Genomic DNA, 25,933 nt, shown 5'->3' on the forward strand with positions numbered 1-25,933 from the left:
CGGTGGGTACCACCGCGATGCACCCGAGGAGAAGCCGATGAGCGCCACGACGACCGCGTTCGAGTTCCCGCTGACCCGGTCCGCGTCGCCCGTAGCCGCCGCCCGCCGGGCCGAGATCCTGGCCGACCCGGGTTTCGGGAACCACTTCACCGACCACATGTCGACCGCGACCTGGACGCGGGACGGGGGCTGGCACGACCTGGCCGTCGTCCCCTACGGACCCCTGTCGCTGGATCCCTCGGCCGCCGTCCTGCACTACGCGCAGGAGGTCTTCGAGGGCATGAAGGCCTACCGCTGGGCCGACGGGTCCGTGCACCTGTTCCGTCCCGAGGCGAATGCCGAGCGGCTGGCCCGGTCGGCGCGCCGGCTGGCCCTGCCGGAGCTGCCCGAGGCCGCGTTCCTGGAGTCGATCGCCGCCCTGGTGCGGACCGACGCCGAATGGGTCCCGACGGGTGGGGAGTCCAGCCTCTACCTGCGTCCGTTCATGATCGCCACGGAGGCCTTCCTCGGTGTCCGGTCGGCGCACGAGGTCCGCTACCTGGTGATCGCCTCCCCGGCCGGCAGCTACTTCCCCGGGGGCGTGAAGCCGGTCTCGATCTGGCTCTCGCAGGACTACACCCGCGCCGCGATGGGCGGGACCGGCTCGGCCAAGTGCGGCGGGAACTACGCCGCCAGCCTGGTCGCCCAGCAGGAGGCCGCGGCCCACGGCTGCGCGCAGGTGTGCTTCCTGGACGCCGGTGAACGTCGCTGGGTCGAGGAACTCGGCGGGATGAACCTGTTCTTCGTCCACGACGACGGGTCGATCGTCACCCCGGAACTGTCCGGGTCGATCCTCGAGGGGATCACCCGCTCCTCGATCCTGTCCCTGGCCGAGGACCTCGGGCACGCGGTGTCCGAACGGCGCGTGAGCGTCGACGAGTGGCGCGAGGGCGTGGCCTCGGGGCGGATCACCGAGGTCTTCGCCTGCGGGACCGCCGCGGCCGTGACCCCGGTCGGGCGCCTGGTCTCCCGCGACGGAGAACTCGTGCACGGGACGGGGGAGGCGGGGCCGGTGACGCTGGCCGTCCGCGAGGCGCTGCTGGACGTGCAGTACGGCCGCGCCGAGGACCGTCACGGCTGGACCACCCGGATCGTCTGATCGTTCGCGACCGCCTGCGCGATCGTTCCGCGACCCCCGCCCGTCGTCCGGGCGGGGGTCGCGGGCGTTTCAGGAGCGGGACGGGGTCGGACGCCGGAAGCGGCTGCCCGGGAACGAGTCCGGCAGCCGGTCGGCGCCGTCGAGGCGGACCCGGGAGCGCAGCGAGCCGGTCTTGACCCCCTGGGTGAACAGGCCCCGGTCGACGAGTTCCGGCACGAGGAGTTCCGCGACGTCGGCGAGCGTCCCCGGACTCGTCAGCGGGTTGATCATGTACCCGTCGAGACCCGCGGTCGCGGCGTGCTCGCCCATCGCCACGGCCACCTCCCCGGGGGTCCCGACGAAGAACAGGTCGCTGCCCCGGTCGACGTTCGCGAACCGGCGGCGCACGTCGCCCGCGGTCAGCGGGGGAGAACCGGGGCCCGCCTTCGGGACGTAGGAGGTCAACCCGTTCGTCACCGTGGAGAGCGGTTCGTCGTCGGCGTAGCGGGAGATGTCGATGCCGGAGTCGCCGCTGTAGGAGACGAGCTGGGCCTGCAGCCGGTAGGCGCTCTGCAGGTCGGCGAGCTTCTCCTGGGCCGCGGCCCGGGTGGGGGCGACCACGATCCGGGCCAGCGCGAGGGCGCGGACGTCCTCGGCTTCGCGGCCCAGGGCCGCGGCGCGGGAACGGATGTCGTCGAGCCCGGCCCGGATCTCGTGCGGGTCGGACTTGGGGAGCAGGACGACCTCGCCGTGCCGGGCCCCGAACTCCCGCCCGCGCGGGGACCACCCCGCCTGGAACAGCACCGGGGTCCGTTGCCGCGACGGCGAGGTGAGCGACGGTCCGGCGACCCGGAAGTGGGTCCCCACGTGGTCGATCGGGCGCACCGACCCGGTGCGCGCCCAGGTCGCCGACGCCTTGTCGGCCACCACGGCGTCGTCGGCCCAGCTCCCCTCCAGCAGCTGGTAGACGACGTCGAGGAACTCCTCGGCCCGCCCGTAGCGGTCGGCGTGCTTCAGCTGCCCGTCCAGCCCGAAGTTCCGCGCCGCGGACTCGAGGTAGCTGGTGACGACGTTCCAGCCGATGCGTCCCCCGGTCAGGTGGTCCAGGGTCCCGAACCGGCGGGACAGGCTGAACGGGTGCTCGTAGGTGGTGGACGCGGTCACGACGAAGGCGAGGTCGCGGGCGACCTCGGCCAGCGCCGGCACGTAGCCGAACGGGTCGTTGGCCGGGGCCTCGACGGCCTCCCGCACGGCCGCGTCGACCGATCCCTCGTAGACGTCGTAGAGGCCGAGGACGTCGGCCAGGAACAGGGCGTGCAGACCCGCCTGCTGGACGGTCAGCGCGACGTCGCGCCACCGGTCGAGGGAGTTCACGCCGACGCGGTCGTCGGCGGGGTGCGTCCAGAGCCCCGGCGCACCCCCGCATCCCACCGAGGCCTGCTCGTAGAGCGCGAGGATCAAGGGACGGGGGTCGGACATTCCTGGCCTCCGGAGGGCGGGACGACGGGGACTGCGGAGCGCGGCCGCGCCGGGGCGGGGCCAGGACGGATGATCCCGCGTCGCCCGGGGGCGCCCGTCACCGGGACGGTCGGGTGGCCCGCCGTCGCAGGGCCAGGAAGAACTCGACCACGTCGGGCAGGGCCGTCGGGTCGCGCCCGGTCAGCTCCTGGATGCGCCGCACCCGGTGGCTGACCGTGTTGGCATGCACGAACAGGGCGCGGGCGGTGGCCGACTGCGAGAGATCGTTGCGGAGCAGCGCCTCGACGGTCTCGACGAGGTGGGGGTGCGCGGCCAGCGGCCCGAGCACGGCGTCGTGCAGCTCGTCGGCCGCGCTCGGGTGCCCCCCGAGCACCACGTCGACCAGGGCGTCCCGGTACTGCACCACGGTGGGCCCCGCTCCCGGCCCGGTGCCCGAGCCGTCCCCCGGCGCGGCCACCCGGACCGCCTCCCGGGCCTGCCGGCAGGACACCGCGGCCGTGGCCAGCGCCGCGCAGTCCTCGCCGACGCCGCAGACCAGGGGCGTGCCCGCCCCCGCGAGGGCGGGGGCGGAGGCCAGGGTCCGCAGCAGCGCGGAGCGGGGGGAGTCGTCCTCGGCGGCGGACCCGGGCCCCGGCCCCGGACCGACGAGGACGAGCAGCGCGCCCTCGACGTCGGCGGCGACGACGTGACGGAACCGGGTCTGCAGGACCGGCAGCAGGAGCCGACGGGCGGCGCTGGTCACCGGGTCGACGGGGTCGGCCTGCGGTTCGGCCACGGCGAGGGCCACCCAGGGGCCCTCGGTCCCGATCCCCAGGGTCGAGGCCCACCGTTCGAGACGGGCGGCGCCGACGTCCACCCCGGCGGCCAGCGAGGTCAGGAGTTCGTCCCCGACCCGACGCCGTTCGGTCTCGATCGCGCTCGAGGCGTCGCGGTAGGCGTTGATCATCGCGTCGGTCAGCTCGTCGAAGCAGGAGATCACCGCGTCCGCGAAGCGCCCGGCGTCCGCCCCGGCCCGGGCGACGAGGTCGAGCACGAGCACGCGCTCGGTCTGCCGGTAGGCCTGGATGATCGACTCCAGGGGAACCCCCTGGTTGGCCCGGTGCGCTCCGAGTTCCCGCGCCGGTCGCAGTTCCGCCCCGGTCGGGCCCGAACCCCGGCGCAGCACCGTGGCGGCGAGGGCCACGTTCGCGCGGACCGAGGGCAGCAGTTCGGCGTGCGGGAAACGATCCTCGGAGTAGCCCGGGTAGACGTGCCACATCCGGTCGGCGGCCCGGACGGTGAGCGCGTCCAGGTCGGGTCCGTACCCGGGTTGTGGCGTCACCACAACATCCTAGGTCGGATGCGGGGGCACCGACCCATGGTGGTCGGGGGAAGGGCACTGCGAGGGTTGCCGGGTCGACGGCGACGAGGTCGTCGACGAGCCGAGACATCGAGGAGGGCCGACGATGGCCACCATCCCTGCAGACATCCCCGCGCTCGAGGAATCCCTGACCGAACCCACACCCGAGGTCGTCGCCGACGTCGCCCGGCTGGAGGGTGATCTCGTCGTCCTGGGGGTCGGCGGCAAGGTGGGACCGAGCGTCGCGGGGATGGCCGCCCGGGCGATCCGGGAGGCCGGGGTCGACAAGACCGTCTACGGCGTCGCCCGGTTCTCCGACCCGGCGGCCCGCGCGACGTTGGAGCAGTACGGGGTGCGACCCGTGCCGGCCGATCTCACCGACGACGGCCACCTGGCCGCGCTGCCGGACGCGGCCAACGTGATCTACATGGCGGGCAACAAGTTCGGCACCGTGGGCAACGAGCACTTCACCTGGATGATGAACACCTACCTGCCCGGCCGGGTCGCCCAGCGCTACCGGGAATCCCGGATCGTCAGCTTCTCGACGCTGGTGACCTACCCGCTGGCCGATGCTGCGACCGGGGGTTCCCGGGAGGCCGACTGGCCCGGGATCGTCGGGGAGTACGCAGCGTCCTGCGTGGGCCGGGAGCGGATGTTCGAGCACTTCTCCCGCCGGTTCGGCACGCCGGTCCTGCAGTTCCGGCTCGGGTACTCCATCGAGACCCGCTACGGGGTCCTGCAGGAGATCGCCCAGGCCGTCCACGACGGGATCCCGATCCCGTTGGCCATGGGGCACGCCAGCGTGATCTGGCAGCGTGACGTCGCCGCCTGGGCGATCCGTTCCCTGCACCTGGCCGACTCCCCACCCCGTCGGCTGAACATCACCGGACCGGAGATCGTCTCGGTCCGTCGGTTGGCCGAGATCTTCGGGGAACGGTTCGGCCGCGAACCCCGCTTCGAGGGGCAGGAGACGGGCACCGGGTACGTCATGGACGGGGCCGAGGCGCAGCAGGCCTTCGGTTTCCCGAGCACGACGCTGGCCGACATGGTCGAGACCGTGGCCGCCTGGGTCGCGGCCTCGGGCCCGACGATCGGCAAACCCACCAAGTTCCAGCAGCGCGACGGGGCGTTCTGATGACCTTCGCGACGGTGGCGGGGGCGGGGGCGATGATCAACTGGATCACCGTCGGGAACGCCGATCTCGCGCTCTTCGAGGACTGGTACAACTTCGAGCACCTGCCGGAGCGGGTCTCCACCCCCGGGTTCCGACGGGCCCGGCGGTTCCGGGCGGCCGGGGTCGGTGCGGGCCCCGCGACCGACTTCCTCACCGTCTACGAGACCGACGACGTGGACGTGCTCTCGTCGGCGGCCTACCTGGCCAAGCTCGACGCGCCGACCGAGCTGACCCGTCGGGTCGTGCCGCTGTTCACGGAGTTCCGCCGGTGCGCGGCGCGGACGACCCTGGTCCACGGGGTCGGCTCCACCGGGCGGGTCCTGGCGGCCGAGCTGGGTCCGGCCGCACGGCTGGACGCCCTGCGCGAGCGGGTGCCCGGACTCGTCGCCGACCACCGCCTGCACGTCGCGTCGGTCTACGAACCCGACGCGGCCGTCAGCGGGGCCAAGGCGGCCACCGCCGAGGGGCGCGGCACCGCCGCCGGCCCGACCGCGGGGGCCACGGTGCTGCTGGAACCCCAGACCGGGGTGGGCCCCGACGACCTCGGCCTGCCCCCCGACCTCGCCCTCGACCTCCGCGAGTTCGAGCTGGTGCTCGAACTGCGCTCCCACTGAAGGAGAACCCGTGCGCATCGCCACCGTCCGCGGCCGTCTGGCCGTCCTCACCCCCGACGGCGCCCTCGACGTCGCCACCGCCAGCGGGGGGCGGTTCGGCCCCGACCCGCAGACCGCGTTCGCGGACTTCGACGCGTTCCGGGCCTGGGCGGGGACCGCCGGAGGGGCGGCCGAGCCGTTCGCCCCGGAGGACCTCGGCCCGCCGGTCCCGCGCCCGCCGCAGGTCTTCGCCATCGGGCTGAACTACGTCCGGCACGCCCACGAGTCCGGGTTGCCGGTCCCCACCCAGCCCCTGGTCTTCACCAAGTTCCCCAGTTCGATCACCGGGCCGACCGGGGAGATCGAGCTCAGTGGGGACACCGTGGACTGGGAGGTGGAACTGGTCGCGGTGATCGGTCGACGAGCGCGCGACGTCTCGGTGGCGGACGGCTGGGCCCACGTCGCCGGGTTGACGGTCGGGCAGGACCTCTCCGACCGCACGCTGCAGAACGCCGGTTCCCCACCGCAGTTCAGCCTGGGCAAGTCCTGCCCGGGGTTCGCCCCCATCGGTCCCTGGCTCACCACCACCGACGAGCTCGCCGACCCCGACGACCTGCGCGTGGTCACCACCGTGGACGGCGAGACCCGTCAGGACTCCCGGACCTCGGACCTGGTGTTCTCCGTGCCCGAACTGGTCTCCCGGTTGTCCCGCAGCGTCACGCTGCTGCCCGGGGACCTCGTGTTCACGGGGACACCGGAGGGGGTGGGGCTCGGGCGGACCCCGCCGCTGTACCTGCGGGCCGGTGAGGTGCTGGAGACCACGATCGAGGGCCTGGGGAGCATGCGGCACACGCTGGCGGCCCCCACCGGGGAACGGGCGCGCGCATGAGCCCCCAGGTGGGACTGAGCGCCGCGGCGGTCACCGCGGCCAGCGCCTACACCTCGCGGCAACGGCGTCTCATCCTCTCGTTCGCCGTCATCGGTGCCCTCATCGAGAGCATGGAGCTGAACCTGCTGAGCTTCCCCCTGCGGGAGCTCGCCGGATCGTTCGGGGTCACCAACCAGGCCATCGTCGGCGTGATCACCCTGCAGTCGTTGGCCTCGATCGCCGGCGGGTTCCTGTTCGGGTGGTTGGCCGACCGGCGCGGCCGGCGCCTCACCTACGTGGTGTTCACCGGCCTCTACTCGGTCGCGGCGATCCTCGGGGCGTTCATCACCGACTTCGGCCTGTTCACCGCGACGCGGGTGGTCGCGGGTCTGGCCATGGGCGGGGCGTTCGGCGTGATCTTCGCGATGTTCGCGGAGAGCTGGCGTTCCCCCAAGCGCGGTCTCATGGGATCGGTCCTGCAGGGCATGTTCATCGCCGGGACCCTCATCACCCAGGTCGTGCTGTACGTGACCATCTCCTCCTTCGGCCCGGACGCCGGGTGGCGCAACGGGTTCGTCGGCATCGGGGTGGGGTGCCTGCTGATCGCGCTGGCCGCCTGGGTCTGGTTGCCGGAGTCCAAGGTCTGGGAGGCGGCCCGGGCGTCCGCTCCGACCCGGGCGGAGGGCGGGCCGCGGGTCCGCCCCGACGGCGCGCTCATCCGCGGCGGCGTCCTGCTGACGATCTGCACCACCGGGGTGTTCGCCGCCAGCTACTCCTACATCACCTTCGCGCCGACGTTCCTGCGCGAGGTCGCGGGGACCGACCTGCGCACCTCGACCCTGCTGCTGACGGTAGGGACGCTGCTGGGCATCGCCTCCTACGTGGTGGCGGGCGGACTGTCCGACCGGGTCGGTCGGCGTCGGGCGACGCTCGGCGCGGGGATCGTCGGCGTGGTGGGTTTCACGGCCTTCGCGTTGCTGTCCTCGGGCGGGCCGGTCCTTGCCGTCGTGGCGCTGATGGGCCCGGCCATCGGGTACGCCGGGTTCGGCGTGCTCGGCACCTGGATCTCGGAGTTCTACCCGACCCGGCACCGCGCCTTCGGCTCGGGCGCGACGTACTACGTCGCCCGCGGGATCGGTTCGGGGCTGTTCCCGTTGGCGGCGCTCACGATCGCGGGGGGCGACCTCCGGATCGCCCTGACCCTGGGCGGGGTGGGCGCGCTCGTCGGGCTGGTCGGGTGCCTGTTCGTGCCCGATACCGCCGACAAGATCATCACGGCCGACCGGTGAGGGGAAGACCATGACGAGCTCGATGCTGGCCGCCGTCTGGGAGCGGCCGGGAGAGCCGCTGCGGCTCGAGGAGATCCGGCGACCGGTCCCCGGTGCCGGGGAGGCACTGGTCCGGGTCGACGCGTGCGGGGTCTGCCACACCGACCTGCACGTCATGAAGGGGGAGGTCGCCTTCCCCGCCCCCGCCGTCCTGGGCCACGAGGTCTCGGGGGAGGTGGTGGAACTCGGTCCCGGGGTCACGGGGGAGCGGATCGCCGTCGGCGGGCAGGTGGTGGGGGCGTTCGTGATGCCGTGCGGGAACTGCCCGGCCTGCGGTCGGGGTCGCGACGACCTGTGCGCCGCGTTCTTCGCGCAGAACCGCCTGCGCGGGGTCCTCTACGACGGGACCACGCGCCTGCACCGCACCGACGGTCGGCCGCTGGCCATGTACTCGATGGGGGGTTTCGCCGAGTACGCGGTGGTCCCCGTCACCGCGCTCACCCCGTTGCCCGCGGGCCTGGACCCGGAGGCCGCCGCGGTCCTCGGCTGCGCCGGGCTCACCGCATGGGGGGCGGTCCGCAACGCGGCCCGCCTGCAGCCCGGTGAGACCGTCGTCGTCGTCGCCGTGGGCGGGGTGGGCTCCAGCCTGGTCCAGCTGGCCAAGGACCAGGGGGCGGCCACGGTGGTCGCGGTCGACGTCGACGACGAGAAGCTCGCCGGGGCCGGGCGGCTCGGGGCCGACCACCTGGTGAACTCGCGCACGAGCGACCCGGTGGCCGCGGTGCGGGACCTCCTCGGCGGGGGCGCCGACGTCGCGTTCGAGGCGCTGGGGCTGCCGCAGACGTTCGAGGAGGCCCTGCGGATGGTCGGCGACGGCGGACGCATGGTGGCCGTGGGCATCGCGGCCGGGGCGGCCACGGCGGCGGTCGAGATCACCCCGCTGGTCCGGCGCGGGGTGCAGATCACCGGCTCCTTCGGGGCCCGGACCCGCACCGACCTGCCCGCCGTGGTCGAGCGGGCCGCCGCCGGTGCGCTCTCGGTCACCGACACCGTGACCCGCCGCTACCCGTTGACGGACATCGAGCAGGCCTTCACCGACCTGCGGGCCGGCCGGATCCAGGGGCGGGCGGTCGTGACCCCGGGAGCCGCGGCCCGACCCTGACCCGTACCCGACCCCGACCGGTGGACCGCCGGTCGGGGCCGGTCCGGCCCGCCGGAGGCGGAGGAGCCGCCTCCCGTACGGTGGCGCGCATGCGCATCGCACGGTTCTCCGCAGGTGGCTCCGACCCGCGCTACGGCGTCGTGGAGGGTCCCGAGGGCGAGGAGGAGATCCTCGTCGTGACCGGGGACCCGCTGTACTCGCCGCTGAACCCGACCGGGCAGCGGGTGCCGCTGGCCGACGCGCGGCTGCTGGCCCCGGTGATCCCGCGCAGCAAGGTCCTCGGGATCGGGCGCAACTACGCGGAGCACGCGGCCGAGCTCGGCAACGAGGTGCCCGAGGAACCGCTGGTGTTCACCGTGCCGAACACCTCGGTGTCGGGGCCGGGCGACCCGGTGACCGTCCCGGACTGGGCGGGCGGGGAACTGCACTACGAGGGCGAACTGGCCCTGGTCATCGGCCGGATCTGCAAGGACGTGCCCGAGTCGCGCGTGGACGACGTGATCTACGGCTGGACGATCGCCGACGACGTCACCGCCCGCGCGCTGCAGGGCCCGGACAAGCAGTGGTGGCGGGCCAAGGGGGCCGACGGGTTCACCCCGCTGGGCCCGTGGATCGAGACCGAGCTGGACTACGCCGACGTCCGGATCACGACCCGGTTGGACGGCGAGGTCGTCCAGGACGGGCGCACCTCGCAGATGGTCCGCAGCATCCCCTCCCTGGTCGCGCACGTGACCCGCGCGATGACGTTGCTGCCCGGTGACGTGATCCTCACCGGGACCCCGGCCGGGGTGGGTCCGGCGCGGCCCGGGCAGCGGGTCGACGTGGAGATCGAAGGGATCGGGGTCCTGAGCAACCCGTTCGTGGCTGCCGAGCGCTGAGCCGCCCGCGGCCCCACCCGCGCGGTGCGGGTGGGGCGGGACGGAGGGGCCGTCAGTCCTGCGCGTCGGCGTCGGCGCGTCCGAGGACCCGCCGGCACCAGTCGACCAGCGCGTCGCGGTAGCGGTGGTCCGCGGCGTCCAGCTCCGGGACGACCCGGGCGCCGTGGCGCCACCACTGCAACAGGTCCCGGCCCCTCAGCTGCCCGGCCCGGGTGTGCAGGCAGAGCGCGTGGTCGGGGACCTGCAGGTGCAGCACCCCGGCGTCGGCGGCGGTCCGCACGTAGTCCGCCTGCTCGGAGCTGGTGCGATCCTTGGGGGCCGTCGCCAGGTGGCGGACGGCGTGCACCACCTGCATCCAGTCGGTCCCCCCGCTGTCCTCGTAGTCCCGCTGCAGTTCGCGCAGCAGCACCGGGGCCAGAGGGGCGCCCTGGCCGACGTCCTCGACGGCGATCAGCCGCAACCGCCGCCACAGGTGGGCGGCGACCTCGGGGGAGGTGGTGTGCATCTCGTAGGCGGCCAGGACGGCGGTGTCGACCTCGCTGCGGCGGATGGACTTCTGCAGGACGCTGACCAGCTGGTCGACGGGGACGCCGTTCGGGCTGAGCATCCGGGCGTAGGGGTCCGTGGCGAACGGCGGGGGCCCCGGGGGCGCACCGAGCCCGGCCGACGTCGGGATCGGGGGCAACGGTGTTCTCGCGGTCGTCATCGCGGGTGTCGTGGCGGATGTCGGCTGCGGTGGGGTGGCTGCGGTGGCCATGGTGGCGCCTCTCGACGGTTCGTCGGGCGCGTCCGGGAACGGAAGGGGCCTCGCTGCGGTCCACGCTGCCACGACCTCGGGCGCCCGACCAACCCCTGCACCCCGGACCGTCCCGGGTCGGCGGTACTAGCCTGGGGCGGCCATGTCTGAGACCCCCGCCGCGAGCCCCGCCGCCACCCCGCCCCCCGCGCCCACCCCGGACGAGACCACGCCGGTCCGGGTGCGGTTCTGCCCCTCGCCGACCGGGACCCCGCACGTCGGGCTGATCCGGACCGCCCTGTTCAACTGGGCCTACGCCCGGCACACGGGCGGCACCCTGGTGTTCCGGATCGAGGACACCGACGCGGCCCGCGACTCCGAGGAGAGCTACGGGCTCATCCTGGAGGCGTTGCGCTGGCTCGGGCTGGACTGGGACGAGGGCATCGACGTCGGGGGGCCGCACGGTCCCTACCGGCAGTCGCAGCGGCGCGAGATCTACGCCGACGTCGTGCGTCGGCTGCGCGAGGCCGGGCACCTGTACGAGTCGTACTCCACCGCGGCCGAGATCGAGGCCCGCCACGTCGCCGCGGGCCGCCCACCGGTGCTCGGCTACGACAACGCCGACCGCGACCTCACCGCCGAGCAGGTGGCGGCGTTCCGGGCCGAGGGCCGCGAGGCCACCCTGCGCCTGCGCGTGCCCGACCGCGACTACTCCTTCGACGACCTGGTGCGCGGCCGGATCGAGTTCAAGGCCGGCTCCTTCCCGGACCCGGTCCTGGTGCGGGCCAACGGGGAGCCGCTCTACACGCTGGTCAACCCCGTCGACGACGCCCTCATGGGCATCACCCACGTCCTGCGCGGGGAGGACCTGCTGTCCTCCACGCCGCGCCAGCTCGCGCTCTACGACGCGCTGGTCGACATCGGGGTCGCGCCGGCCGCCCCGCGGTTCGGGCACCTGCCCTACGTGATGGGGGAGGGCAACAAGAAGCTCTCCAAGCGCGACCCGCAGTCCAACCTGTTCCACCACCGTGACCGCGGGTTCGTGGCCGAGGGCCTGCTGAACTACCTGGCCCTGCTCGGCTGGGGGATCGCCGAGGACCGCGACGTGTTCAGCGTGGCCGAGCTGGTCGAGGCCTTCGACGTCGTCGACGTCAACGCCTCGCCCGCCCGTTTCGACCCGGCCAAGGCCGAGGCGATCAACGCCCAGCACCTGCGGCGGCTGGCACCGGAGGACTTCCGCGACCGGCTGGTGCCCTACCTGGTGGCGGCCGGGGTGCTGCCCGCCGAGCCGGACGAGCACCAGCGGGCCGTGCTCGCCGCGGCCGCGCCACTGGTGCAGGAGCGGATGACCCTGCTGGGGCAGGCCCCGGGGATGCTCGGGTTCCTGTTCGTCGACGAGGTCGTCGTCGAGGAGGACGCGTTCGCCGCGCTGCGCCCCGAGGCCGCCGCCGTCCTGGACGCGTCGCTGGCCGCGCTGGCGGACCTGCCGGAGTGGAGCACCCCGGCGTTGGAGGCGGCGCTGCGGGCCGCGGTCGTGGACGGGCTCGGGGTCAAGCCCAAGTTCGCCTTCGCGCCGCTGCGCGTCGCGATCACCGGTCGTCGCGTCTCCCCGCCGCTGTTCGAGTCGATGGAGATCCTCGGCCGGGACGTGAGCCTGGCCCGGTTGCGCGCGCTGCGTTCCCGGCTGGCCTGACGGTCACGAGAACGGCTCAGGTCCGGGCCCGCCCCGCCGATTTGGGAAGGGCCCGGACCTCCGTTAGAGTTCGGGACGCACCCGGGCGGTTCGCCGGTCGGGATCTCACCATGGGGTATGGTGTAATTGGCAGCACGACTGATTCTGGTTCAGTTAGTCTAGGTTCGAGTCCTGGTACCCCAGCTTCTGCGGCAAGACCCCGGTTCCGGCCGTGGTAAGGTTGCGGAGCGAAAAGCGCTGCAGGACAACGATTCTGAATCAGAGTCTCAAGCGTCAGCTAGGGCCCCGTTGTGTAGCGGCCTAGCACGCCGCCCTCTCACGGCGGTAGCGCGGGTTCGAATCCCGTCGGGGCTACCAGCAAGGCCCCCGGTCAGCGACCGGGGGCCTTCTTCGTGTTCTGGGACGTTCGCCGGGGCAGGTGCCGGTCGGTCGGAGGGGCCGACGAGCTGGTGGCCCTGGTCAGCCAGGGGCGTCGGTCGGGCGCAGGGCGGCGGTGAAGGCGGCCGCGGTGCGCAGCACGGCCTCGGCGTGCCGCCGGCCCGGGTGCCGGCCCAGCCGCTCGGCGGGTCCGGAGACCGAGACCGCCGCCACGACCCGACCCGAGGGGCCGCGGACGGGCGCGGAGACCGAGGCGACCCCCGTCTCCCGCTCGCCGACGCTGTGCGCCCACCCGCGTCGTCGCACCCCGGCGAGGGTGGCCGCGTCGAAGCGGGAGGCGTGCAGCTCGACGGCGAGGCGCTGCGGGTCGTCCCAGGCGACCAGGACCTGCGCGGCGGAGCCCGCGTTCATGGTCATCGAGGCCCCGACCGGGACCGTGTCGCGCAGCCCGTGCAGCCGTTCGGCGACCGCGATGCAGACCCGGTGCTCGCCGTGCCGGCGGTACAGCTGGGCGCTCTCGTTGGTCTCGTCGCGCAGGGTCACCAGCAGGGGTCCGGCGACCGCGACGAGCCGGTCCTCGCCGGCGGCGGCCGCGAGCTCGGCGTGCCGGTCGCCCAGGACGAAGCGGCCCTGCAGGTCGCGGCCCACGAGGCGGTGGTGCTCCAGGGCGACGGCGAGCCGGTGGGCGGTCGGCCGGGCCAGGCCGGTCGCGGTGACCAGCTGGGCCAGGCTGGCCGGACCGGCCTCCAGAGCCCCCAGCACCAGCACGGCCTTGTCCAGTACCCCGACGCCGCTGACTCCGGTACCCTTGTCCACGTACCGATACTGACGTCTCAACCAGTGAGACGCAAGTGACGACAGGACGGAGGCGGCCGTGGGACGCACGCTGGCCGAGAAGGTGTGGGACGACCATGTCGTCCGCAAGGGTGAGAACGGCGAGCCGGACCTGCTGTTCATCGACCTCCACCTCGTCCACGAGGTGACCAGCCCGCAGGCCTTCGACGGTCTCCGCCTCGCCGGTCGCCCGGTCCGTCGCCTGGACCTCACCATCGCGACCGAGGACCACAACACCCCGACGGTCGCCATCGACAAGCCGATCGCCGACCTCACCTCGCGCGTGCAGATCGAGACGCTGCGCAAGAACTGCGCGGAGTTCGGCGTGCGGCTGCACTCGCTCGGCGACGCCGAGCAGGGGATCGTCCACGTCGTCGGCCCCCAGCTCGGGTTGACCCAGCCGGGGATGACGGTCGTCTGCGGCGACTCCCACACCTCCACCCACGGCGCCTTCGGGTCCCTGGGGATGGGGATCGGGACCAGCGAGGTCGAGCACGTCCTGGCGACCCAGACGTTGCCGCTCAAGCCGTTCCGCACCATGGCGATCACGGTGAACGGCCGGCTCAAGCCCGGCACCACCGCCAAGGACGTCATCCTCGCCGTCATCGCCCGGATCGGGACCGGCGGCGGGCAGGGCTACGTCCTGGAGTACCGCGGCGAGGCCATCCGGGCGCTGTCCATGGAAGGCCGCATGACGATCTGCAACATGTCGATCGAGGCCGGGGCGCGCGCCGGCATGGTGGCCCCCGACGAGACCACGTTCGCCTACCTGCAGGGCCGCGACCACGCCCCGACGGGGGCCGACTGGGACGCCGCGGTCGAGTACTGGCGGACGCTCTCGACCGACGACGACGCCGAGTTCGACGCCGAGATCGTCCTGCAGGGCGAGGAGATCGAACCGTTCGTGACCTGGGGGACCAACCCGGGCCAGGGTGTCCCGCTGTCCGGGACCGTCCCGGTGGCCGAGGAGGTCGGCGACGACGGCGAGCGGCTGGCCGTCGAGCGCGCCCTGGAGTACATGGACCTGGCGGGCGGTACGCCGATGCGCGACATCGCGGTCGACGCGGTGTTCATCGGCTCCTGCACCAACGGCCGGATCGAAGACCTGCGCGCCGCCGCCGAGGTCGTCCGCGGCCGGACGAAGGCCGACTCGGTGCGGGTCATGGTCGTCCCCGGCTCCGCGCGGGTCCGGCTGCAGGCCGAGGCCGAGGGGCTGGACAAGGTCTTCCAGGAGTTCGGGGCGGAGTGGCGCTTCGCCGGGTGCTCCATGTGCCTCGGCATGAACCCCGACCAGCTCGCCCCGGGTGAGCGGTGCGCGTCCACGTCCAACCGCAACTTCGAGGGCCGGCAGGGCAAGGGGGGCCGCACCCACCTGGTGTCCCCGCTGGTCGCGGCCGCCACCGCGGTGCGCGGCACCCTGTCCTCGCCCTCCGACCTGGACGTCCCGGCCGTGGCCGGGGCCCTGGTCTGAGCGCGGCCCCGAGAGGAAGGCAGCAGTCCGTGAACGAGAAGTTCCAGGTCCACACCGGCGTCGGCGTCCCGCTGCGGCGCACCAACGTCGACACCGACCAGATCATCCCCGCCGTCTACCTCAAGCGGGTCACCAAGACCGGCTTCGAGGACGCCCTGTTCGCCGGGTGGCGAGGCGACGAGAACTTCGTCCTCAACCAGGAGCCCTACCGCGACGGCTCCGTCCTCGTGGCCGGCGCCGACTTCGGGACGGGGTCCTCGCGCGAGCACGCCGTGTGGGCGCTGCGCGACTACGGGTTCCGCGCGGTCCTCTCGCCCAAGTTCGCCGACATCTTCCGCGGCAACTCCGGCAAGCAGGGGCTGCTGACCGGGGTCGTGTCGCAGAGCGACGTCGAACTGCTGTGGAAGGCGCTGGAGGCCCACCCGGGCACCGAGGTCCGCGTCGACCTGGTCGAGCGGGTCGCCACCGTGCAGGACCTCACGGTGCCCTTCGAGGTGGACGACTACGTCCGCTGGCGGCTCATGGAGGGTCTGGACGACATCAGTCTGACCCTGCGCCACGCCGAGGCGATCAACGAGTTCGAGGCCGCCCGCCCGAGCTTCAAACCGCGGACGCTGCCGGTGCCCAGCGCCGGCTGAGTCGTCCTCGTGAGGGCCGGGAATCGTTGCGCGACAACGGTTCCCGGCCCTCGTCGCGTCCGGGGAGGGTGCGTCCGCCGGATGGCGGACCGGGTCCCGGGGGTCGGCACCCCCGTTGCGGCGCAAGGAGTCGCGACGCCGCTGCGTGTGGACGCGCGTGCCCGTCGGTCGTACCGTCGTGTCCTGTCGGGCTCCCGCTCGGCCCTGCGCATCGTCTGCGCGGCAAGGACAACCGGCAGGGGCGAGGCCGCCCCTTCAGGAGGAGCACCGTGAACAAGGCGGAACTGGTCGATGCGCTCGAAGGCCGTCTCGGCGGTCGCAAGCAGGCCACGGCCGCGGTCGAGGCCGTCGTGGAGCTCATCACGCTGACCGTGGCCAAGGGTGACAAGGTGGCCATCAGCGGGTTCGGCACCTTCGAGAAGCAGGCGCGCAACGCCCGCACCGGCCGCAACCCCCGCACCGGGGAGGCCGTCAAGATCAAGAAGACCTCGGTCCCGCGGTTCCGCCCGGGCACCGCGTTCAAGGAGGTCGTCTCCGACTCCAAGGCGCTGCGGGCCTACACGGCCTCGCTGAAGGAGAAGAACGGCGCGGCCGCGCCGGCCAGGACCGCGGCGGCCCCCGCCCCGGCGACGAAGACCGCCGCCACCCGCAAGACCGCCGCGGCGACCCCGGTGCGCAAGGCGGCCGTCCGCGCCACCACCGCCAAGACCGCGGCCGCACCGCGCCGCGCCAGCACCACGGCCGCCCCGGCGGCCAAGAAGGCGGCCCCGGCCCGCCGCACGGCCAAGAAGGCCTGAGCGCCGACCGGCCCCACGGGGGTCCACCACCCGAGACGCCCCGTCCCCTCCACGCGGAGGGGACGGGGCGTCCGTCGTTCGCGGGGCCCGTCGGGCCCGCGGGGATCAGATGTCGCGGAACGTCTCGATCCGCGCACCGACCTCGGAGAGCCGCTCGGCGAGCTGCTCGTAGCCGCGGGCGATGATGTCGACGTTGCGCAGCACCGAGGTGCCCTTGGCGGCCAGCATGGCCAGCAGCAGCACCACGGCCGGGCGCAGCGCCGGCGGGCAGACGACCTCGGCCCCGCGCCAGCGGGTCGGGCCCTCGACGAGCACGCGGTGCGGGTCGAGCAGCTTCACGTGGGCGCCGAGCCGGTTCAGCTCGGTCAGGTAGATCGCGCGGTTGTCGTAGACCCAGTCGTGCACCGTGGTCGACCCCTCGGCGCAGGCCGCGATGACCGCGAAGAACGGCAGGTTGTCGATGTTGAGCCCCGGGAACGGCATCGGGTGGATCTTGTCGATGGGCGCCCGCAGCTCCGAGGGGTGCACGGTGATGTCGACCAGGCGCGTGCGACCGTTGGCCGCGGCGTACTCCGGCGTCAGGTCGTAGCGCAGTCCCATCTCCTCCAGGATCGCCAGCTCGATCTCGAGGAACTCGATCGGCGCCCGGGTCACGGTCAGCTCGGAGTGGGTGACGATGGCCGCGGTCAGCAGGCTCATCGCCTCGACCGGGTCCTCGGAGGGGGAGTAGTCCACGTCGACGGCGATGTCGGGCACGCCGTGCACGGTCAGGGTCGTGGTGCCGATGCCCTCGATGCGGACGCCGAGCTGCTCCAGGAAGAAGCAGAGGTCCTGGACCATGTAGTTCGGGCTGGCGTTGCGGATGACGGTGACGCCCTCGGCCCGCGCCGCGGCCATGAGCGCGTTCTCGGTCACGGTGTCGCCGCGCTCGGTCAGCACGATGGGGCGCTGGGGGTGCATGCGCTGCACGGTCGCGTGGTACGCGCCGGTGGTGGCCGTGACGGTCAGGCCGAACGGGCGCAGCGCCACCATGTGCGGCTCGACGGTCCGGGTGCCGAGGTCGCAACCGCCGGCGTAGGGGAGCTGGAAGGTGTCGTAGCGGTGCAGCAGCGGGCCCAGCATCATGATGATGCTGCGGGTGCGCACCGCCGTCTCGACGTCCATGGCGTCGAGGTCGAGGGAGTCCGGGACGTCGAGGACCAGGTCGGCCTCGTTGATCCAGGTGTACTTCACCCCGATGCTGCCGAGCACGTCGAGGATGCGGTGGATCTCCAGGATCCGGGCCACCCCGCGCAGCGTCGTCCGGCCGCGGTTGAGCAGGGCGGCGCAGAGCAGCGCCACACCCGCGTTCTTGGAGCTCTTCACGGCGATGCTGCCGGAGAGCTGGGCCGCGCCCTGCACCCGCAGGTGGGTGGGGGAGGGACGCCCGATCGAGACGATGTCGTCCTGCAGGGCGTGCCCGACGCGCTGCAGCATGTCGATCGAGACGTTCTGCTGACCCTGCTCCATGCGGTGCACGGCACTCTGGCTGGTGCCCAGGCGTTCGGCCAGCTGGACCTGGGTCAGACCGCGATGCCGGCGGGCGTCGCGGATCAGGGCCCCGATCTGGGCGAGGTGGTCGGCCGTGGGCTCGGTGGTGACTGCCATGCCCCGACGGTAACTCACGCATGAGATAAATCGGGCATTCCCGTTTGCGCTGAGCACGGATGTCGGGCGTGTCGCGCCGCCCCGCCGTCGGCGTGGGCCACCTCCCGGGGCGCCGGGCCCACCCGGGGCCCGATCGATAGCGTGACACGCATGACCGCCGCGGCGCATCAGGGCGCACCCGTCCGTCCCCGCGTCGCCGTCCTCGGAGCCGGGGCCTGGGGCAGCGCGATGGCCCTGGTGCTGGCCGACGCCGGCGCCGACGTCCGGCTCTGGGCCCGCCGACCCGAGCTGGCCGCGCGGATCGGCCGCGACCCGCTGCGCCCGCAGAACCCCGACTACCTGCCCGGGGTCGTCCTGCCGCCGACCGTGTCCGCCACGGCGGACGTGGGCGTGGCGCTCGACGGTGTCGAGCTGGTCGTCCTGGCCGTGCCGCTGCAGCGGCTGCGCGAGCAGCTCACGGGCTGGGCCGGACGCATCCCGGCCGTGCCGGTCGTCTCGCTGGCCAAGGGGGTCGAGACCGCGACCGGACGGTTCGCCACCGAGGTCGTGCTGGAGGCCTCGGGCGTCCCCGAGGACCGCGTCGTCGCGCTGTCCGGGCCGAACCTGGCCGCCGAGATCGCGGCCCGCGACCCCGCCGCGACCGTCCTGGCCTGCGTCGACGAGGACGTCGCCCACCGGGTGGCCGACCTCTGCACGACCCCCGTCTTCCGGCCCTACCTGTCCACCGACCGGATCGGCGTGGACATCGCCGGGGCCTGCAAGAACGTCGTGGCGCTCGCCGTCGGGATCACCGAGGGGGCCGGGCACGGGGCCAACGCCCGGGCCGCGATCCTCACCCGCGGGCTCGCCGAGACCACCCGACTGGGACTCGCCCTGGGGGCCAACGAGTCCACGTTCGCCGGCCTCGCCGGGGTGGGCGACCTCGTGGCGACCTGCGCCTCGCCGCTGTCGCGCAACCACCGCGCCGGGATCGCGCTCGGGCGGGGTGCGAGCACGGCGGAGGCGCTCCTCGCCGCCCGCGGGACCGCCGAGGGGGTTGCCTCAGCCCCCGCCGTCCTGGCCCGGGCCCGCGCGGCCGGCGTGCGGATGCCGATCACCGTCGAGGTCGTCGCCCTGGTCGAGGGCCGGACCACCGCCGCCGAGGGCGCCGAACGTCTGCTCTCGCGCACCCGGACCCTCGACGGCCCCTGACCCTCACCCTCACCCCGTGATCAAGGAATCTCGGCCCCAGGATTCCTTGATCGCGGGGGCGTGGGGGGAGGGGGAGAGGTGGTCAGCGGATGGTGTCCAGGGCCCGGGAGAGGTCGCGCCAGAGGTCCTCGACATCCTCGACGCCGACCGAGAGGCGCAGCAGGTCCTCGGGGACCACGTGCGGTTCGCTGGCGTGGCGGCGGCGGCGCTCGATGAGCGACTCGACCCCGCCCAGGCTGGTCGCGGGGACCCAGAGGCGGACGGCGTCGACCACGGCGTCGGCGGCGGTTCGCGACCCCAGCACCTCGATGGACACGATCGCCCCGAAGCCGTCCATCTGGCGGCGGGCCAGCTCGTGCCCGGGGTCGTCGGGCAGGGAGGGGTGGCGCACGCGGGTGACCGCGGGGTGGTGCTGCAGTCGGCGGGCCAGCTCGGCGGCGCTCGCCTGCGACTGCCGCAGCCGCAGGGGGAGCGTCCGCAGCCCGCGCAGGGCCAGGAAGGCCTCCAGCGGCCCGGGGATCGCGCCGTGCAGCGTGCGGTGGCGCAGGACCACCGCGTGCCGCTCGTCGGCCCCGGGGGTGCCCGCGGGCGGCAGCACGACGGCGCCGAGCACCACGTCGGAGTGCCCGGAGAGGAACTTGGTCACCGAGTGCACGACCACGTCGACCCCCGCGGCCAGCGGTCGCTGCAGCAGGGGGGTCGCGAAGGTGTTGTCCACCGCCACGAGGGCCCCGGCCTCGTGCGCCAGCGCGGTCAGCGCGGCGATGTCGGCGACCTCCAGCAGCGGGTTGGTCGGGGACTCCACCCAGAGCAGGGTCGGGCCGGCGGCGTCGGCCAGCGCCGCGCGGACGCCGTCGAGGTCGGTGAGGTCGACCAGTCCGACGGCGAGGCGCTGCTGCTCGAGCAGGAGCTGCGAGAGGGCGTGGGTGCCGTTGTAGGCCCCGTGCGGCAGCAGGACCGTGCCGCCGGCCGGGACGAGGTGCAGGGCGGCCGCGACCGCGCCCATGCCGGAGGCGAAGGTCAGCGCCCGTCCGCCCTCGAGGACGCCGAGCGCCTCCTCCAGGGCCGACCACGTGGGGTTGCCGAAGCGCGCGTAGCCCAGTGCCGTGCCCGCCGGGTCGGTGAGCGAGCCACCGCCCATGTAGGTCGAGGTCAGCGAGACGGGGGTGTTCAGCTGCGCGTCGGCGCCCCGCGCGGGTCGTCCGGCCACGACGGCCAGCGTCTCCGGGGTGAGCGCGCGGTCGCGGCCGCCGTCCTGGGCGTCGGGGGAGGTGGGGGTGAGGTCCGGCACGGCAGAACCCAACCACACCGGGGCGACGGTAGGGTCACGCCCCGATGAGTCCAGGAAGCGGCGCGGCCCGTGAGCCGAAACCCCGGGTGGTCGTCCTCTTCGGCGGCCGCTCCTCCGAGCACGCGATCAGCTGCGTGACCGCGGCGGGCGTCCTCGCCGCGATCGACCGGGACGCCTACGACGTCGTCCCCGTCGGGATCACCCCGACGGGACGCTGGGTGCTGGTGGCCGACGACCCCGACGCCCTGCGGCTGCGCGGGCAGCAGCTGCCCGAGGTCCCTGCCGGCGGGCCCGAGGTGGCGCTGGCCCAGGAGGCCGGTTCCGGTGCGCTGCTGGTGCTCGCCGACCCCGCGCACCCCGCCGCGGGACGGGTCGACGTCGTGCTGCCCTTGCTGCACGGGCCGTTCGGCGAGGACGGGACCCTGCAGGGTCTGCTGGAGCTCTCCGACACCCGCTACGTCGGATCCGGGGTCCTGGCCAGCGCGGTCAGCATGGACAAGCAGGCCATGAAGGTGCTGCTCGCCGGGGCCGGGCTCGCGGTCGGCCCGTGGACCTCGTTCTCCGCCCGTCGCTGGGCCCTGGACGAGGCGGGCTGCCGGGCCGCGGTCGAGGCCCTCGGCTACCCGGTGTTCGTCAAGCCCGCCCGGGCCGGGTCGAGCATCGGCATCTCCAAGGTCCCCGGGCCCGACGCCCTGGCCGCCGCGGTCGCCGAGGCCGCCGCCCACGACCCCAAGATCGTCGTGGAGGCGCTGGTCACGGGCCGCGAGGTCGAGTGCGGGGTCCTCGACGACCCCGACACCGGACTGCGGGCCAGCGTCCCCGGCGAGATCGAGCTCCTCGGCGGGCACGACTTCTACGACTTCGAGGCGAAGTACCTCGACGAGGGGTCCGTCCGCCTCAGCTGCCCCGCCGACCTGCCCGAGGCGGTCTCCGACGCCGTCCGGGCCACGGCGGTCGCGGTGTTCGAGGCGATGGGCGCCGAGACCCTGGCCCGCGTCGACCTGTTCGTCGACGTCGAGCGCTTCCGGGCCACCGAGGGGGCCGAGGGGATCGTGGTCAACGAGATCAACACGATGCCCGGCTTCACCCCGTTCTCGATGTACCCGCGGATGTGGGCGGCGACCGGGGTCGACTACCCCGACCTGGTCGACCGGCTGCTACGCACCGCGCTGGGACGGCCCACCGGTCTGCGCTGAGGCCCGCGCGGGGTCCGTCGCGGGCCAGGACGCGGGCCGGGCTCACACGCAGGTGCGGGTCTGCCGGACCGTCGAGACCGCGTCGGCGAGGTCCACCAGGACCGAAGGGGCGTCGGCCACGGTCGTCCGCGTGACGCGGGTGTCCACGGTGACCTCCACGGCCGGGTCGCGGCCGAACGTGAGGAACCGGGCCGCCCGGTCGTTCTCGGCGTCCAGCACCCAGTCGACGCTGCGCGCGGCGTCCGGGCCGATCGGCAGGCACGGTTTCTCGGTCGGGCCGAGGACGGCCGCACCGCAGCGCAGGACGACGCCCTCGGCGCCCCAGACAGCGACCCCGGCCGCCCCCTGCGGGGTGCGGGGCAGGCCCGCCAGCGACCCCGGCAGCGCGGCCAGGACCTCGGCGCAGGCCGGGTCGGTGCCGTCGGGGGCCGCCTCGACCCCGCGCGAGGAGGACAGGAAGGCCCACGCGCCGACGCCCACGACGGCGGCCACGACCACCGCGACCGCGACCCGGGAGACCCCGGGCCGCGCGGTGGGGGTGGTGTCGTCGGCGGGGCGGGGCACGGCACGTAGTGTGGCCGACCGCTCCCGCGCGCCGGGTGAGGGGGCGAGGGAGGGGTGCGGCGGGTGCGGGTCGAGGAACTGGGCGAGGCCGGACTGCTGGCCCGGGTGATCCCGCTGCTGCCCACCGAGGCGCTGCTCGGCCCGGGGGACGACGCCGCCGTCCTCGCCGCCCCCGACGGCCGGGTCGTGGCCACGACCGACGTCCTGGTCGAGGGCCGCGACTTCCGGCGGGACTGGTCCAGCGGGGCCGACGTGGGCTGGAAGGCGGCCGCGCAGAACCTGGCCGACGTGGCCGCGATGGGGGCCACCGCCACCGGGCTGCTGGTCTCCCTGGGCCTGCCGGGGGACCTCCCGGTCGCCTGGGTCGAGGACTTCGCCGCCGGTCTCGCGGCGGCCTGCCGGCACTTCGGGACGGTCGTCGTCGGCGGCGACCTCTCCGGGGCGAGCGAGATCGTCGTGTCGGTGACCGCGCTCGGCGACCTCGCCGGCCGCCCGCCGCTGCTGCGCTCCGGGGCCCGGGCCGGTGACGTCGTCGTGCTCGCCGGGACCGAGCCGGGACGCTCGGCCGGGGGGCTCGCGGCCCTGCTGGCCGGTGGGTCCGGGGGAGCGCTCGTCGAGGCCCACCGTCGCCCCGCCCCGCCGCTGTCCCTCGGCCCGGCCGCCGCCCGCGCCGGGGCGCACGCGCTCATGGACGTCAGCGACGGGCTGCTGCGCGACGCCGGGCGGATCGCCGCGGCCAGCGGGGTCGTCCTCGACCTGCACCTGGGCGCCGGGCCCCTGCGCGCGGCCGCCGACCACCTGGCCGCGGAGGCGGGGGTGGAGGCGTCGACGGCCGAGGGGTGGGTGCTGACCGGGGGTGAGGACCACGGCCTGCTCGGCACCTTCGCCGCCGGGGCCGACCTCCCCGACGGGTTCCGCGTGATCGGGTCGGTGCGGGTCGGCCCAGGTGCCGTCCTCGTCGACGGGGTCCGGTGGAGCGGGTCCGGCGTCGGGTGGGACCACTTCGGGGGCTGACCCGCACCGCGACGGGCCGACCCGACCCCGGGAACCAGGAAGGGCCGCCTCCCGGGGGAGACGGCCCTTCCTGGTGGTGCGGGTACTACCGGCACAAGGGGTCAGCGCGTGACCTTGCCCGCCTTCAGGCAGGAGGTGCACACGTTGAGACGCTTCGGCGAACCGTTGACGGTGGCCCGGACCCGCTGGATGTTCGGGAGCCACATGCGGTTGGTACGCCGGTGCGAGTGCGAGACGCTCTTGCCGAAGCCAGGGCCCTTGGCGCAGACGTCGCAGTTGGCAGCCACGGGGAAACTCCTGGGGTCGATCCGATGAGGTGGTCGTCACCGCGGGCACGCCGGAGAGGCCGGACCTGACGGGGACGGGCGGCGCCCGTTCGGACACCGCGGACAACCATAGCCCAGCGGTCCGGGTGCGGGCGAACTGCGCCCGAGCGGGTGGTCCGGGCCCCTCCGGCGTCAAGCGGGGCCGATCATGCTCCGATGTTCCGGGCCATGAGGTGGTGGGCCCCCCGGGACCGGGCGACGACGAGCCGCGCGCTCGGCGCGGTCTGCCTGGTGGGCGCCTCGATCTCGGTCCTGATGGCCGTCTTCGACCACAGCGTCCTCGGCCCCGGCGGGGCGGGGGCGCGCATCGTCCTGGTGTCGCAGCTCGTCGTGGTCGCCTGCGGGGCCGTGCTGCTGCGCGTCGGCGCCCACGCGCCCGCCCCGCTCCCGCTGCTGGTGACGGTCCTGCTGGTCGGCGTCACCCTCGTCGCGAACCTCAACACGCACGACGTCAGCTTCGCCGCGCAGCTCTTCCTGCTGCTGCCGCCGCTGCTGACCGCGGCCCTGCTGCCCCGGGGGGCGTTCTGGACGGTCGCCGCGCTGGTGACCGTCATGGACGCCGTCCTGCTCCTGCTCGTCGCCGGGGGCGGCGGGCTGGGCCGCGACCTGCTGCCCTTCGCCGCGGTCGCCTGCGGGCTCGGGGCCTACCTGAACGTCGGCGTCGAGCGGGAGCAGGAGCAGGTCGCGCAGCTGCGCGAGCTCGCCGACCGGGACCCGCTGACCGGGTTGCTCTCCCGGGGGGTGCTGACCGCGGCCTTCGCCGTGCGGCCCTGCCCGCCCGGGGCGCTGCTGCTGGTCGACCTCGACCACCTCAAGCGCCTCAACGACACGCGCGGCCACGCCGCGGGCGACGCGGCCCTGCGAGCCGCCGGGGAGGCCGTGCGCGCGGTCGCCGGGCCCGCCGACCTGGCCGTCCGTCTCGGCGGGGACGAGTTCGCCCTGTTCCTGGCCGGCGGGGACGCCGACGACGCGGTGGTGGCCGGGGAGGCCGTCGGGCGCCGGGTCGTCGAGGCCGGGCTCGCGGTGAGCGTCGGCTGCGCGGTCTCCCGCCGCGAGGACACCCTGACCTCGCTGAGCCGTCGCGCCGACGAGGCCCTCTACCGGGCCAAGGCCGGCGGTCGCGGCCGGGTCGTGGGTCCCGCCGACGACCGGCGCCGCGCCGTGCCCGCGGCGGTGCCCCGATGACGTGGTGGGCGCCCCGGGAGCCCGTCGCGGCCGTCCGGCTCGCCGCCGCCCTCCCCCTGCTGGGGGCCGCCGTCTCGCTCGTGCTGCCGTGGGTGACCCCGGACAGCCTCGGCCCCTACCCGTGGATGCCGGTCGTCCTGCACGTCGCCGCCCCCCTGGTCCTGGTGCTGGGGGTGGTGCTCGTGGTCCGGGCGGCGCACGTCCCCGCGTGCACGACCCTGCTGCTGGACCTCGGGACGATCCTCGCCGCGCTGACGGCGAACCTGCTCACCCACGACACGAGCTTCGGCGGTCAGATCTACCTCCTGGTGGCGCCGGTCATCGCGGCGCACCACCTGCGGGGGCGGGCGGCCTGGCTGGTGACCGGCGTGGCCGTGTCCGCCGACGCCCTGCTGCTCGGCGTCCTGGAGGGCTCGGCGGGACTCGGACGCGACCTGCCCGCCTTCACGCTGCTCGCCGTCGGGGTCGTCGCGCTCGTCCTGCGCGCGCGTCGCCGTCACTTCGCGCTGCTGGAGGAGCTGCACCGGCGCGCGGGTCACGACGACCTCACCGGCCTCGCCACCCGCCGCGTCCTCGAGGCGGCGCTGGAGCAGGCGCTGGCCGGACCCTCCTCCTGCGCCGTGGTGCTCGCCGACGTCGACGACTTCACGGCGGTCAACGACCGGGGCGGGCACGAGGGCGGGGACGCCGCGCTGCGGGCGGTGGCCGACCGGCTGCTCGCCCTGCGCCTGGACCACCCGGAGCTGCTCGCGGCCCGCCTCGGCGGCGACGAGATGGTCCTGCTGGTGCCCGACAACGGTCCGGACGTGGCCGTGGGGCTCGCCCGGCAGCTGCGGGGCATGGTCGCGGGCGCGGCGGAGCTGCTCCGCACCGGCAACCCGGTGACGCTCAGCGTCGGGGTGGCCGGGTCCTGTCCCGGCGACGACCCGGCGACCCTGCTGGCCCGCGCCGACCGCGCCCTCTACGCCGCCAAGGCCGCGGGCCGCGACCGCGTCGAGGCCGGGACGGGGGTGCCGCCGCCGCGCTCCGCCGCCGCGTCCGTGACCCACCCGACCGAGGGTCGGGGCGTCGTCGCCGCGCAGTAGCCTGCGGGG

The 25,933-nt window shown here is 74.5% G+C and carries 24 protein-coding genes and 2 tRNA genes; 18 read left to right on the plus strand and 8 right to left on the minus strand.

All coding sequences use genetic code 11. The annotated features are described in order from the left end of the window. The first annotated feature begins 37 nt into the window (after nt 1–37). Nucleotides 38–1,138, plus strand: coding sequence for a branched-chain amino acid aminotransferase (locus tag ACFFKU_RS08990; RefSeq protein WP_380137303.1), 1,101 nt, complete (start codon nt 38–40; stop codon nt 1,136–1,138). Nucleotides 1,139–1,207: 69 nt separating this feature from the next. Here the strand turns inward: ACFFKU_RS08990 and ACFFKU_RS08995 are convergent, their stop codons facing one another. Together ACFFKU_RS08995 and ACFFKU_RS09000 are read right to left on the minus strand one after the other, a co-directional pair. Continuing rightward, nucleotides 1,208–2,596, minus strand: a complete 1,389-nt coding sequence (locus ACFFKU_RS08995; RefSeq protein WP_380137305.1) for an NtaA/DmoA family FMN-dependent monooxygenase — start codon at nt 2,594–2,596, stop codon at nt 1,208–1,210. Nucleotides 2,597–2,693: 97 nt separating this feature from the next. Next, the gene (locus ACFFKU_RS09000) at nt 2,694–3,917 is read right to left on the minus strand and encodes a PucR family transcriptional regulator (protein ID WP_380137306.1); all 1,224 of its coding nucleotides are present in this window, start codon (nt 3,915–3,917) and stop codon (nt 2,694–2,696) included. 124 nt (nt 3,918–4,041) lie between these two features. On the opposite strand from ACFFKU_RS09000, the gene ACFFKU_RS09005 reads away from it, so the two are divergent. From ACFFKU_RS09005 to ACFFKU_RS09030, 6 genes are all read left to right on the plus strand, one after another. Further along, on the plus strand, nt 4,042–5,070 hold the full coding sequence (locus tag ACFFKU_RS09005) for an NAD-dependent epimerase/dehydratase family protein (protein ID WP_380137307.1): 1,029 nt from the start codon (nt 4,042–4,044) through the stop codon (nt 5,068–5,070). Next, on the plus strand, nt 5,070–5,723 hold the full coding sequence (locus ACFFKU_RS09010) for a hypothetical protein (protein ID WP_380137309.1): 654 nt from the start codon (nt 5,070–5,072) through the stop codon (nt 5,721–5,723). The genes ACFFKU_RS09005 and ACFFKU_RS09010 overlap by 1 nt, the downstream gene beginning before the upstream one ends. A gap of 10 nt (nt 5,724–5,733) precedes the next feature. Further along, the gene (locus tag ACFFKU_RS09015; protein WP_380137310.1) at nt 5,734–6,591 is read left to right on the plus strand and encodes a fumarylacetoacetate hydrolase family protein; all 858 of its coding nucleotides are present in this window, start codon (nt 5,734–5,736) and stop codon (nt 6,589–6,591) included. Continuing rightward, nucleotides 6,588–7,859 (plus strand): MFS transporter, encoded by a 1,272-nt coding sequence (locus ACFFKU_RS09020; RefSeq protein WP_380137311.1) that lies wholly within the window; start codon nt 6,588–6,590, stop codon nt 7,857–7,859. Before ACFFKU_RS09015 ends, ACFFKU_RS09020 begins: the two co-directional genes overlap by 4 nt. 10 nt (nt 7,860–7,869) lie before the next feature. Then, complete coding sequence (locus tag ACFFKU_RS09025) at nt 7,870–9,000, plus strand: zinc-binding dehydrogenase (RefSeq protein WP_380137312.1); 1,131 nt, start codon at nt 7,870–7,872, stop codon at nt 8,998–9,000. Nucleotides 9,001–9,089: 89 nt separating this feature from the next. Then, nucleotides 9,090–9,878: a fumarylacetoacetate hydrolase family protein gene (locus ACFFKU_RS09030; RefSeq protein WP_380137314.1), complete on the plus strand. Its 789-nt coding sequence runs from the start codon at nt 9,090–9,092 to the stop codon at nt 9,876–9,878. A gap of 52 nt (nt 9,879–9,930) precedes the next feature. Here the strand turns inward: ACFFKU_RS09030 and ACFFKU_RS09035 are convergent, their stop codons facing one another. After that, nucleotides 9,931–10,563: an AAA family ATPase gene (locus ACFFKU_RS09035; protein ID WP_380137315.1), complete on the minus strand. Its 633-nt coding sequence runs from the start codon at nt 10,561–10,563 to the stop codon at nt 9,931–9,933. Between the two features lie 214 nt (nt 10,564–10,777). On the opposite strand from ACFFKU_RS09035, the gene gltX reads away from it, so the two are divergent. The 3 genes from gltX to ACFFKU_RS09050 all read left to right on the plus strand — a co-directional run bounded on the left by gltX (nt 10,778) and on the right by ACFFKU_RS09050 (nt 12,664). Continuing rightward, on the plus strand, nt 10,778–12,307 hold the full coding sequence (gene gltX, locus ACFFKU_RS09040) for a glutamate--tRNA ligase (protein ID WP_380137317.1): 1,530 nt from the start codon (nt 10,778–10,780) through the stop codon (nt 12,305–12,307). Nucleotides 12,308–12,418: 111 nt separating this feature from the next. Next, nucleotides 12,419–12,490, plus strand: a tRNA-Gln gene (locus ACFFKU_RS09045). A 98-nt stretch (nt 12,491–12,588) separates the two neighbouring features. After that, nucleotides 12,589–12,664, plus strand: a tRNA-Glu gene (locus ACFFKU_RS09050). Nucleotides 12,665–12,766: 102 nt separating this feature from the next. On the opposite strand, the gene ACFFKU_RS09055 is transcribed toward ACFFKU_RS09050, so the two are convergent. Continuing rightward, nucleotides 12,767–13,501, minus strand: coding sequence for an IclR family transcriptional regulator (locus ACFFKU_RS09055; RefSeq protein ID WP_380137319.1), 735 nt, complete (start codon nt 13,499–13,501; stop codon nt 12,767–12,769). A gap of 58 nt (nt 13,502–13,559) precedes the next feature. Between ACFFKU_RS09055 and leuC the strand changes: the two genes are divergently transcribed. The 3 genes from leuC to ACFFKU_RS09070 all read left to right on the plus strand — a co-directional run bounded on the left by leuC (nt 13,560) and on the right by ACFFKU_RS09070 (nt 16,425). After that, complete coding sequence (gene leuC / locus ACFFKU_RS09060) at nt 13,560–14,990, plus strand: 3-isopropylmalate dehydratase large subunit (protein ID WP_380137321.1); 1,431 nt, start codon at nt 13,560–13,562, stop codon at nt 14,988–14,990. A gap of 29 nt (nt 14,991–15,019) precedes the next feature. Then, entirely contained in the window at nt 15,020–15,628 is a 609-nt protein-coding gene (gene leuD, locus ACFFKU_RS09065) for a 3-isopropylmalate dehydratase small subunit (RefSeq protein ID WP_380137322.1), read from the plus strand. A gap of 269 nt (nt 15,629–15,897) precedes the next feature. Then, a complete protein-coding gene (locus tag ACFFKU_RS09070) occupies nt 15,898–16,425 on the plus strand; it encodes an HU family DNA-binding protein (RefSeq protein WP_380137324.1) in 528 nt (175 codons plus the stop codon). Nucleotides 16,426–16,530: 105 nt separating this feature from the next. On the opposite strand, the gene ACFFKU_RS09075 is transcribed toward ACFFKU_RS09070, so the two are convergent. Further along, on the minus strand, nt 16,531–18,072 hold the full coding sequence (locus ACFFKU_RS09075; protein ID WP_380137326.1) for a helix-turn-helix domain-containing protein: 1,542 nt from the start codon (nt 18,070–18,072) through the stop codon (nt 16,531–16,533). Between the two features lie 150 nt (nt 18,073–18,222). Here ACFFKU_RS09075 and ACFFKU_RS09080 point away from each other — a divergent pair, with 150 nt between their 5' ends. Continuing rightward, nucleotides 18,223–19,263: an NAD(P)H-dependent glycerol-3-phosphate dehydrogenase gene (locus tag ACFFKU_RS09080; protein WP_380137327.1), complete on the plus strand. Its 1,041-nt coding sequence runs from the start codon at nt 18,223–18,225 to the stop codon at nt 19,261–19,263. Between the two features lie 82 nt (nt 19,264–19,345). Here ACFFKU_RS09080 and ACFFKU_RS09085 read toward each other — a convergent pair whose 3' ends face one another. Then, on the minus strand, nt 19,346–20,554 hold the full coding sequence (locus ACFFKU_RS09085) for a trans-sulfuration enzyme family protein (protein ID WP_380138052.1): 1,209 nt from the start codon (nt 20,552–20,554) through the stop codon (nt 19,346–19,348). A gap of 44 nt (nt 20,555–20,598) precedes the next feature. Between ACFFKU_RS09085 and ACFFKU_RS09090 the strand changes: the two genes are divergently transcribed. Further along, nucleotides 20,599–21,750: a D-alanine--D-alanine ligase family protein gene (locus tag ACFFKU_RS09090; RefSeq protein ID WP_380137328.1), complete on the plus strand. Its 1,152-nt coding sequence runs from the start codon at nt 20,599–20,601 to the stop codon at nt 21,748–21,750. A 42-nt stretch (nt 21,751–21,792) separates the two neighbouring features. On the opposite strand, the gene ACFFKU_RS09095 is transcribed toward ACFFKU_RS09090, so the two are convergent. After that, nucleotides 21,793–22,314 carry a DUF3515 family protein gene (locus ACFFKU_RS09095; RefSeq protein ID WP_380137330.1) on the minus strand — a complete coding sequence of 174 codons (522 nt, stop codon included), beginning with the start codon at nt 22,312–22,314 and terminating at the stop codon, nt 21,793–21,795. Between the two features lie 63 nt (nt 22,315–22,377). Here ACFFKU_RS09095 and ACFFKU_RS09100 point away from each other — a divergent pair, with 63 nt between their 5' ends. Beyond that, a complete protein-coding gene (locus tag ACFFKU_RS09100; RefSeq protein ID WP_380137332.1) occupies nt 22,378–23,328 on the plus strand; it encodes a thiamine-phosphate kinase in 951 nt (316 codons plus the stop codon). A 101-nt stretch (nt 23,329–23,429) separates the two neighbouring features. On the opposite strand, the gene rpmB is transcribed toward ACFFKU_RS09100, so the two are convergent. After that, the gene (rpmB, locus tag ACFFKU_RS09105) at nt 23,430–23,615 is read right to left on the minus strand and encodes a 50S ribosomal protein L28 (protein WP_380137333.1); all 186 of its coding nucleotides are present in this window, start codon (nt 23,613–23,615) and stop codon (nt 23,430–23,432) included. Between the two features lie 207 nt (nt 23,616–23,822). Between rpmB and ACFFKU_RS09110 the strand changes: the two genes are divergently transcribed. Continuing rightward, entirely contained in the window at nt 23,823–24,839 is a 1,017-nt protein-coding gene (locus ACFFKU_RS09110; RefSeq protein WP_380137335.1) for a sensor domain-containing diguanylate cyclase, read from the plus strand. Then, nucleotides 24,836–25,924: a GGDEF domain-containing protein gene (locus ACFFKU_RS09115; RefSeq protein WP_380137336.1), complete on the plus strand. Its 1,089-nt coding sequence runs from the start codon at nt 24,836–24,838 to the stop codon at nt 25,922–25,924. The genes ACFFKU_RS09110 and ACFFKU_RS09115 overlap by 4 nt, the downstream gene beginning before the upstream one ends. Nucleotides 25,925–25,933 lie beyond the last annotated feature (9 nt).

Origin of the sequence: Kineococcus gynurae (assembly GCF_042433995.1) — a bacterium.
In the GTDB taxonomy this organism is placed as follows: domain Bacteria; phylum Actinomycetota; class Actinomycetes; order Actinomycetales; family Kineococcaceae; genus Kineococcus; species Kineococcus gynurae.

What these genes read in the sequence shown, in the direction of transcription:
- ACFFKU_RS09115 (WP_380137336.1), top strand. Translation starts at nt 24,836, where the DNA reads ATGACGTGGTGGGCGCCCCGGGAGCCCGTCGCGGCCGTCCGGCTCGCC.
- ACFFKU_RS08995 (WP_380137305.1), bottom strand. Translation starts at nt 2,596, where the DNA reads ATGTCCGACCCCCGTCCCTTGATCCTCGCGCTCTACGAGCAGGCCTCG.
- ACFFKU_RS09075 (WP_380137326.1), bottom strand. Translation starts at nt 18,072, where the DNA reads ATGGCAGTCACCACCGAGCCCACGGCCGACCACCTCGCCCAGATCGGG.
- ACFFKU_RS09080 (WP_380137327.1), top strand. Translation starts at nt 18,223, where the DNA reads ATGACCGCCGCGGCGCATCAGGGCGCACCCGTCCGTCCCCGCGTCGCC.
- ACFFKU_RS09110 (WP_380137335.1), top strand. Translation starts at nt 23,823, where the DNA reads ATGAGGTGGTGGGCCCCCCGGGACCGGGCGACGACGAGCCGCGCGCTC.
- ACFFKU_RS09025 (WP_380137312.1), top strand. Translation starts at nt 7,870, where the DNA reads ATGACGAGCTCGATGCTGGCCGCCGTCTGGGAGCGGCCGGGAGAGCCG.
- ACFFKU_RS09020 (WP_380137311.1), top strand. Translation starts at nt 6,588, where the DNA reads ATGAGCCCCCAGGTGGGACTGAGCGCCGCGGCGGTCACCGCGGCCAGC.
- ACFFKU_RS08990 (WP_380137303.1), top strand. Translation starts at nt 38, where the DNA reads ATGAGCGCCACGACGACCGCGTTCGAGTTCCCGCTGACCCGGTCCGCG.
- ACFFKU_RS09010 (WP_380137309.1), top strand. Translation starts at nt 5,070, where the DNA reads ATGACCTTCGCGACGGTGGCGGGGGCGGGGGCGATGATCAACTGGATC.
- ACFFKU_RS09030 (WP_380137314.1), top strand. Translation starts at nt 9,090, where the DNA reads ATGCGCATCGCACGGTTCTCCGCAGGTGGCTCCGACCCGCGCTACGGC.
- ACFFKU_RS09005 (WP_380137307.1), top strand. Translation starts at nt 4,042, where the DNA reads ATGGCCACCATCCCTGCAGACATCCCCGCGCTCGAGGAATCCCTGACC.
- ACFFKU_RS09090 (WP_380137328.1), top strand. Translation starts at nt 20,599, where the DNA reads ATGAGTCCAGGAAGCGGCGCGGCCCGTGAGCCGAAACCCCGGGTGGTC.
- gltX (WP_380137317.1), top strand. Translation starts at nt 10,778, where the DNA reads ATGTCTGAGACCCCCGCCGCGAGCCCCGCCGCCACCCCGCCCCCCGCG.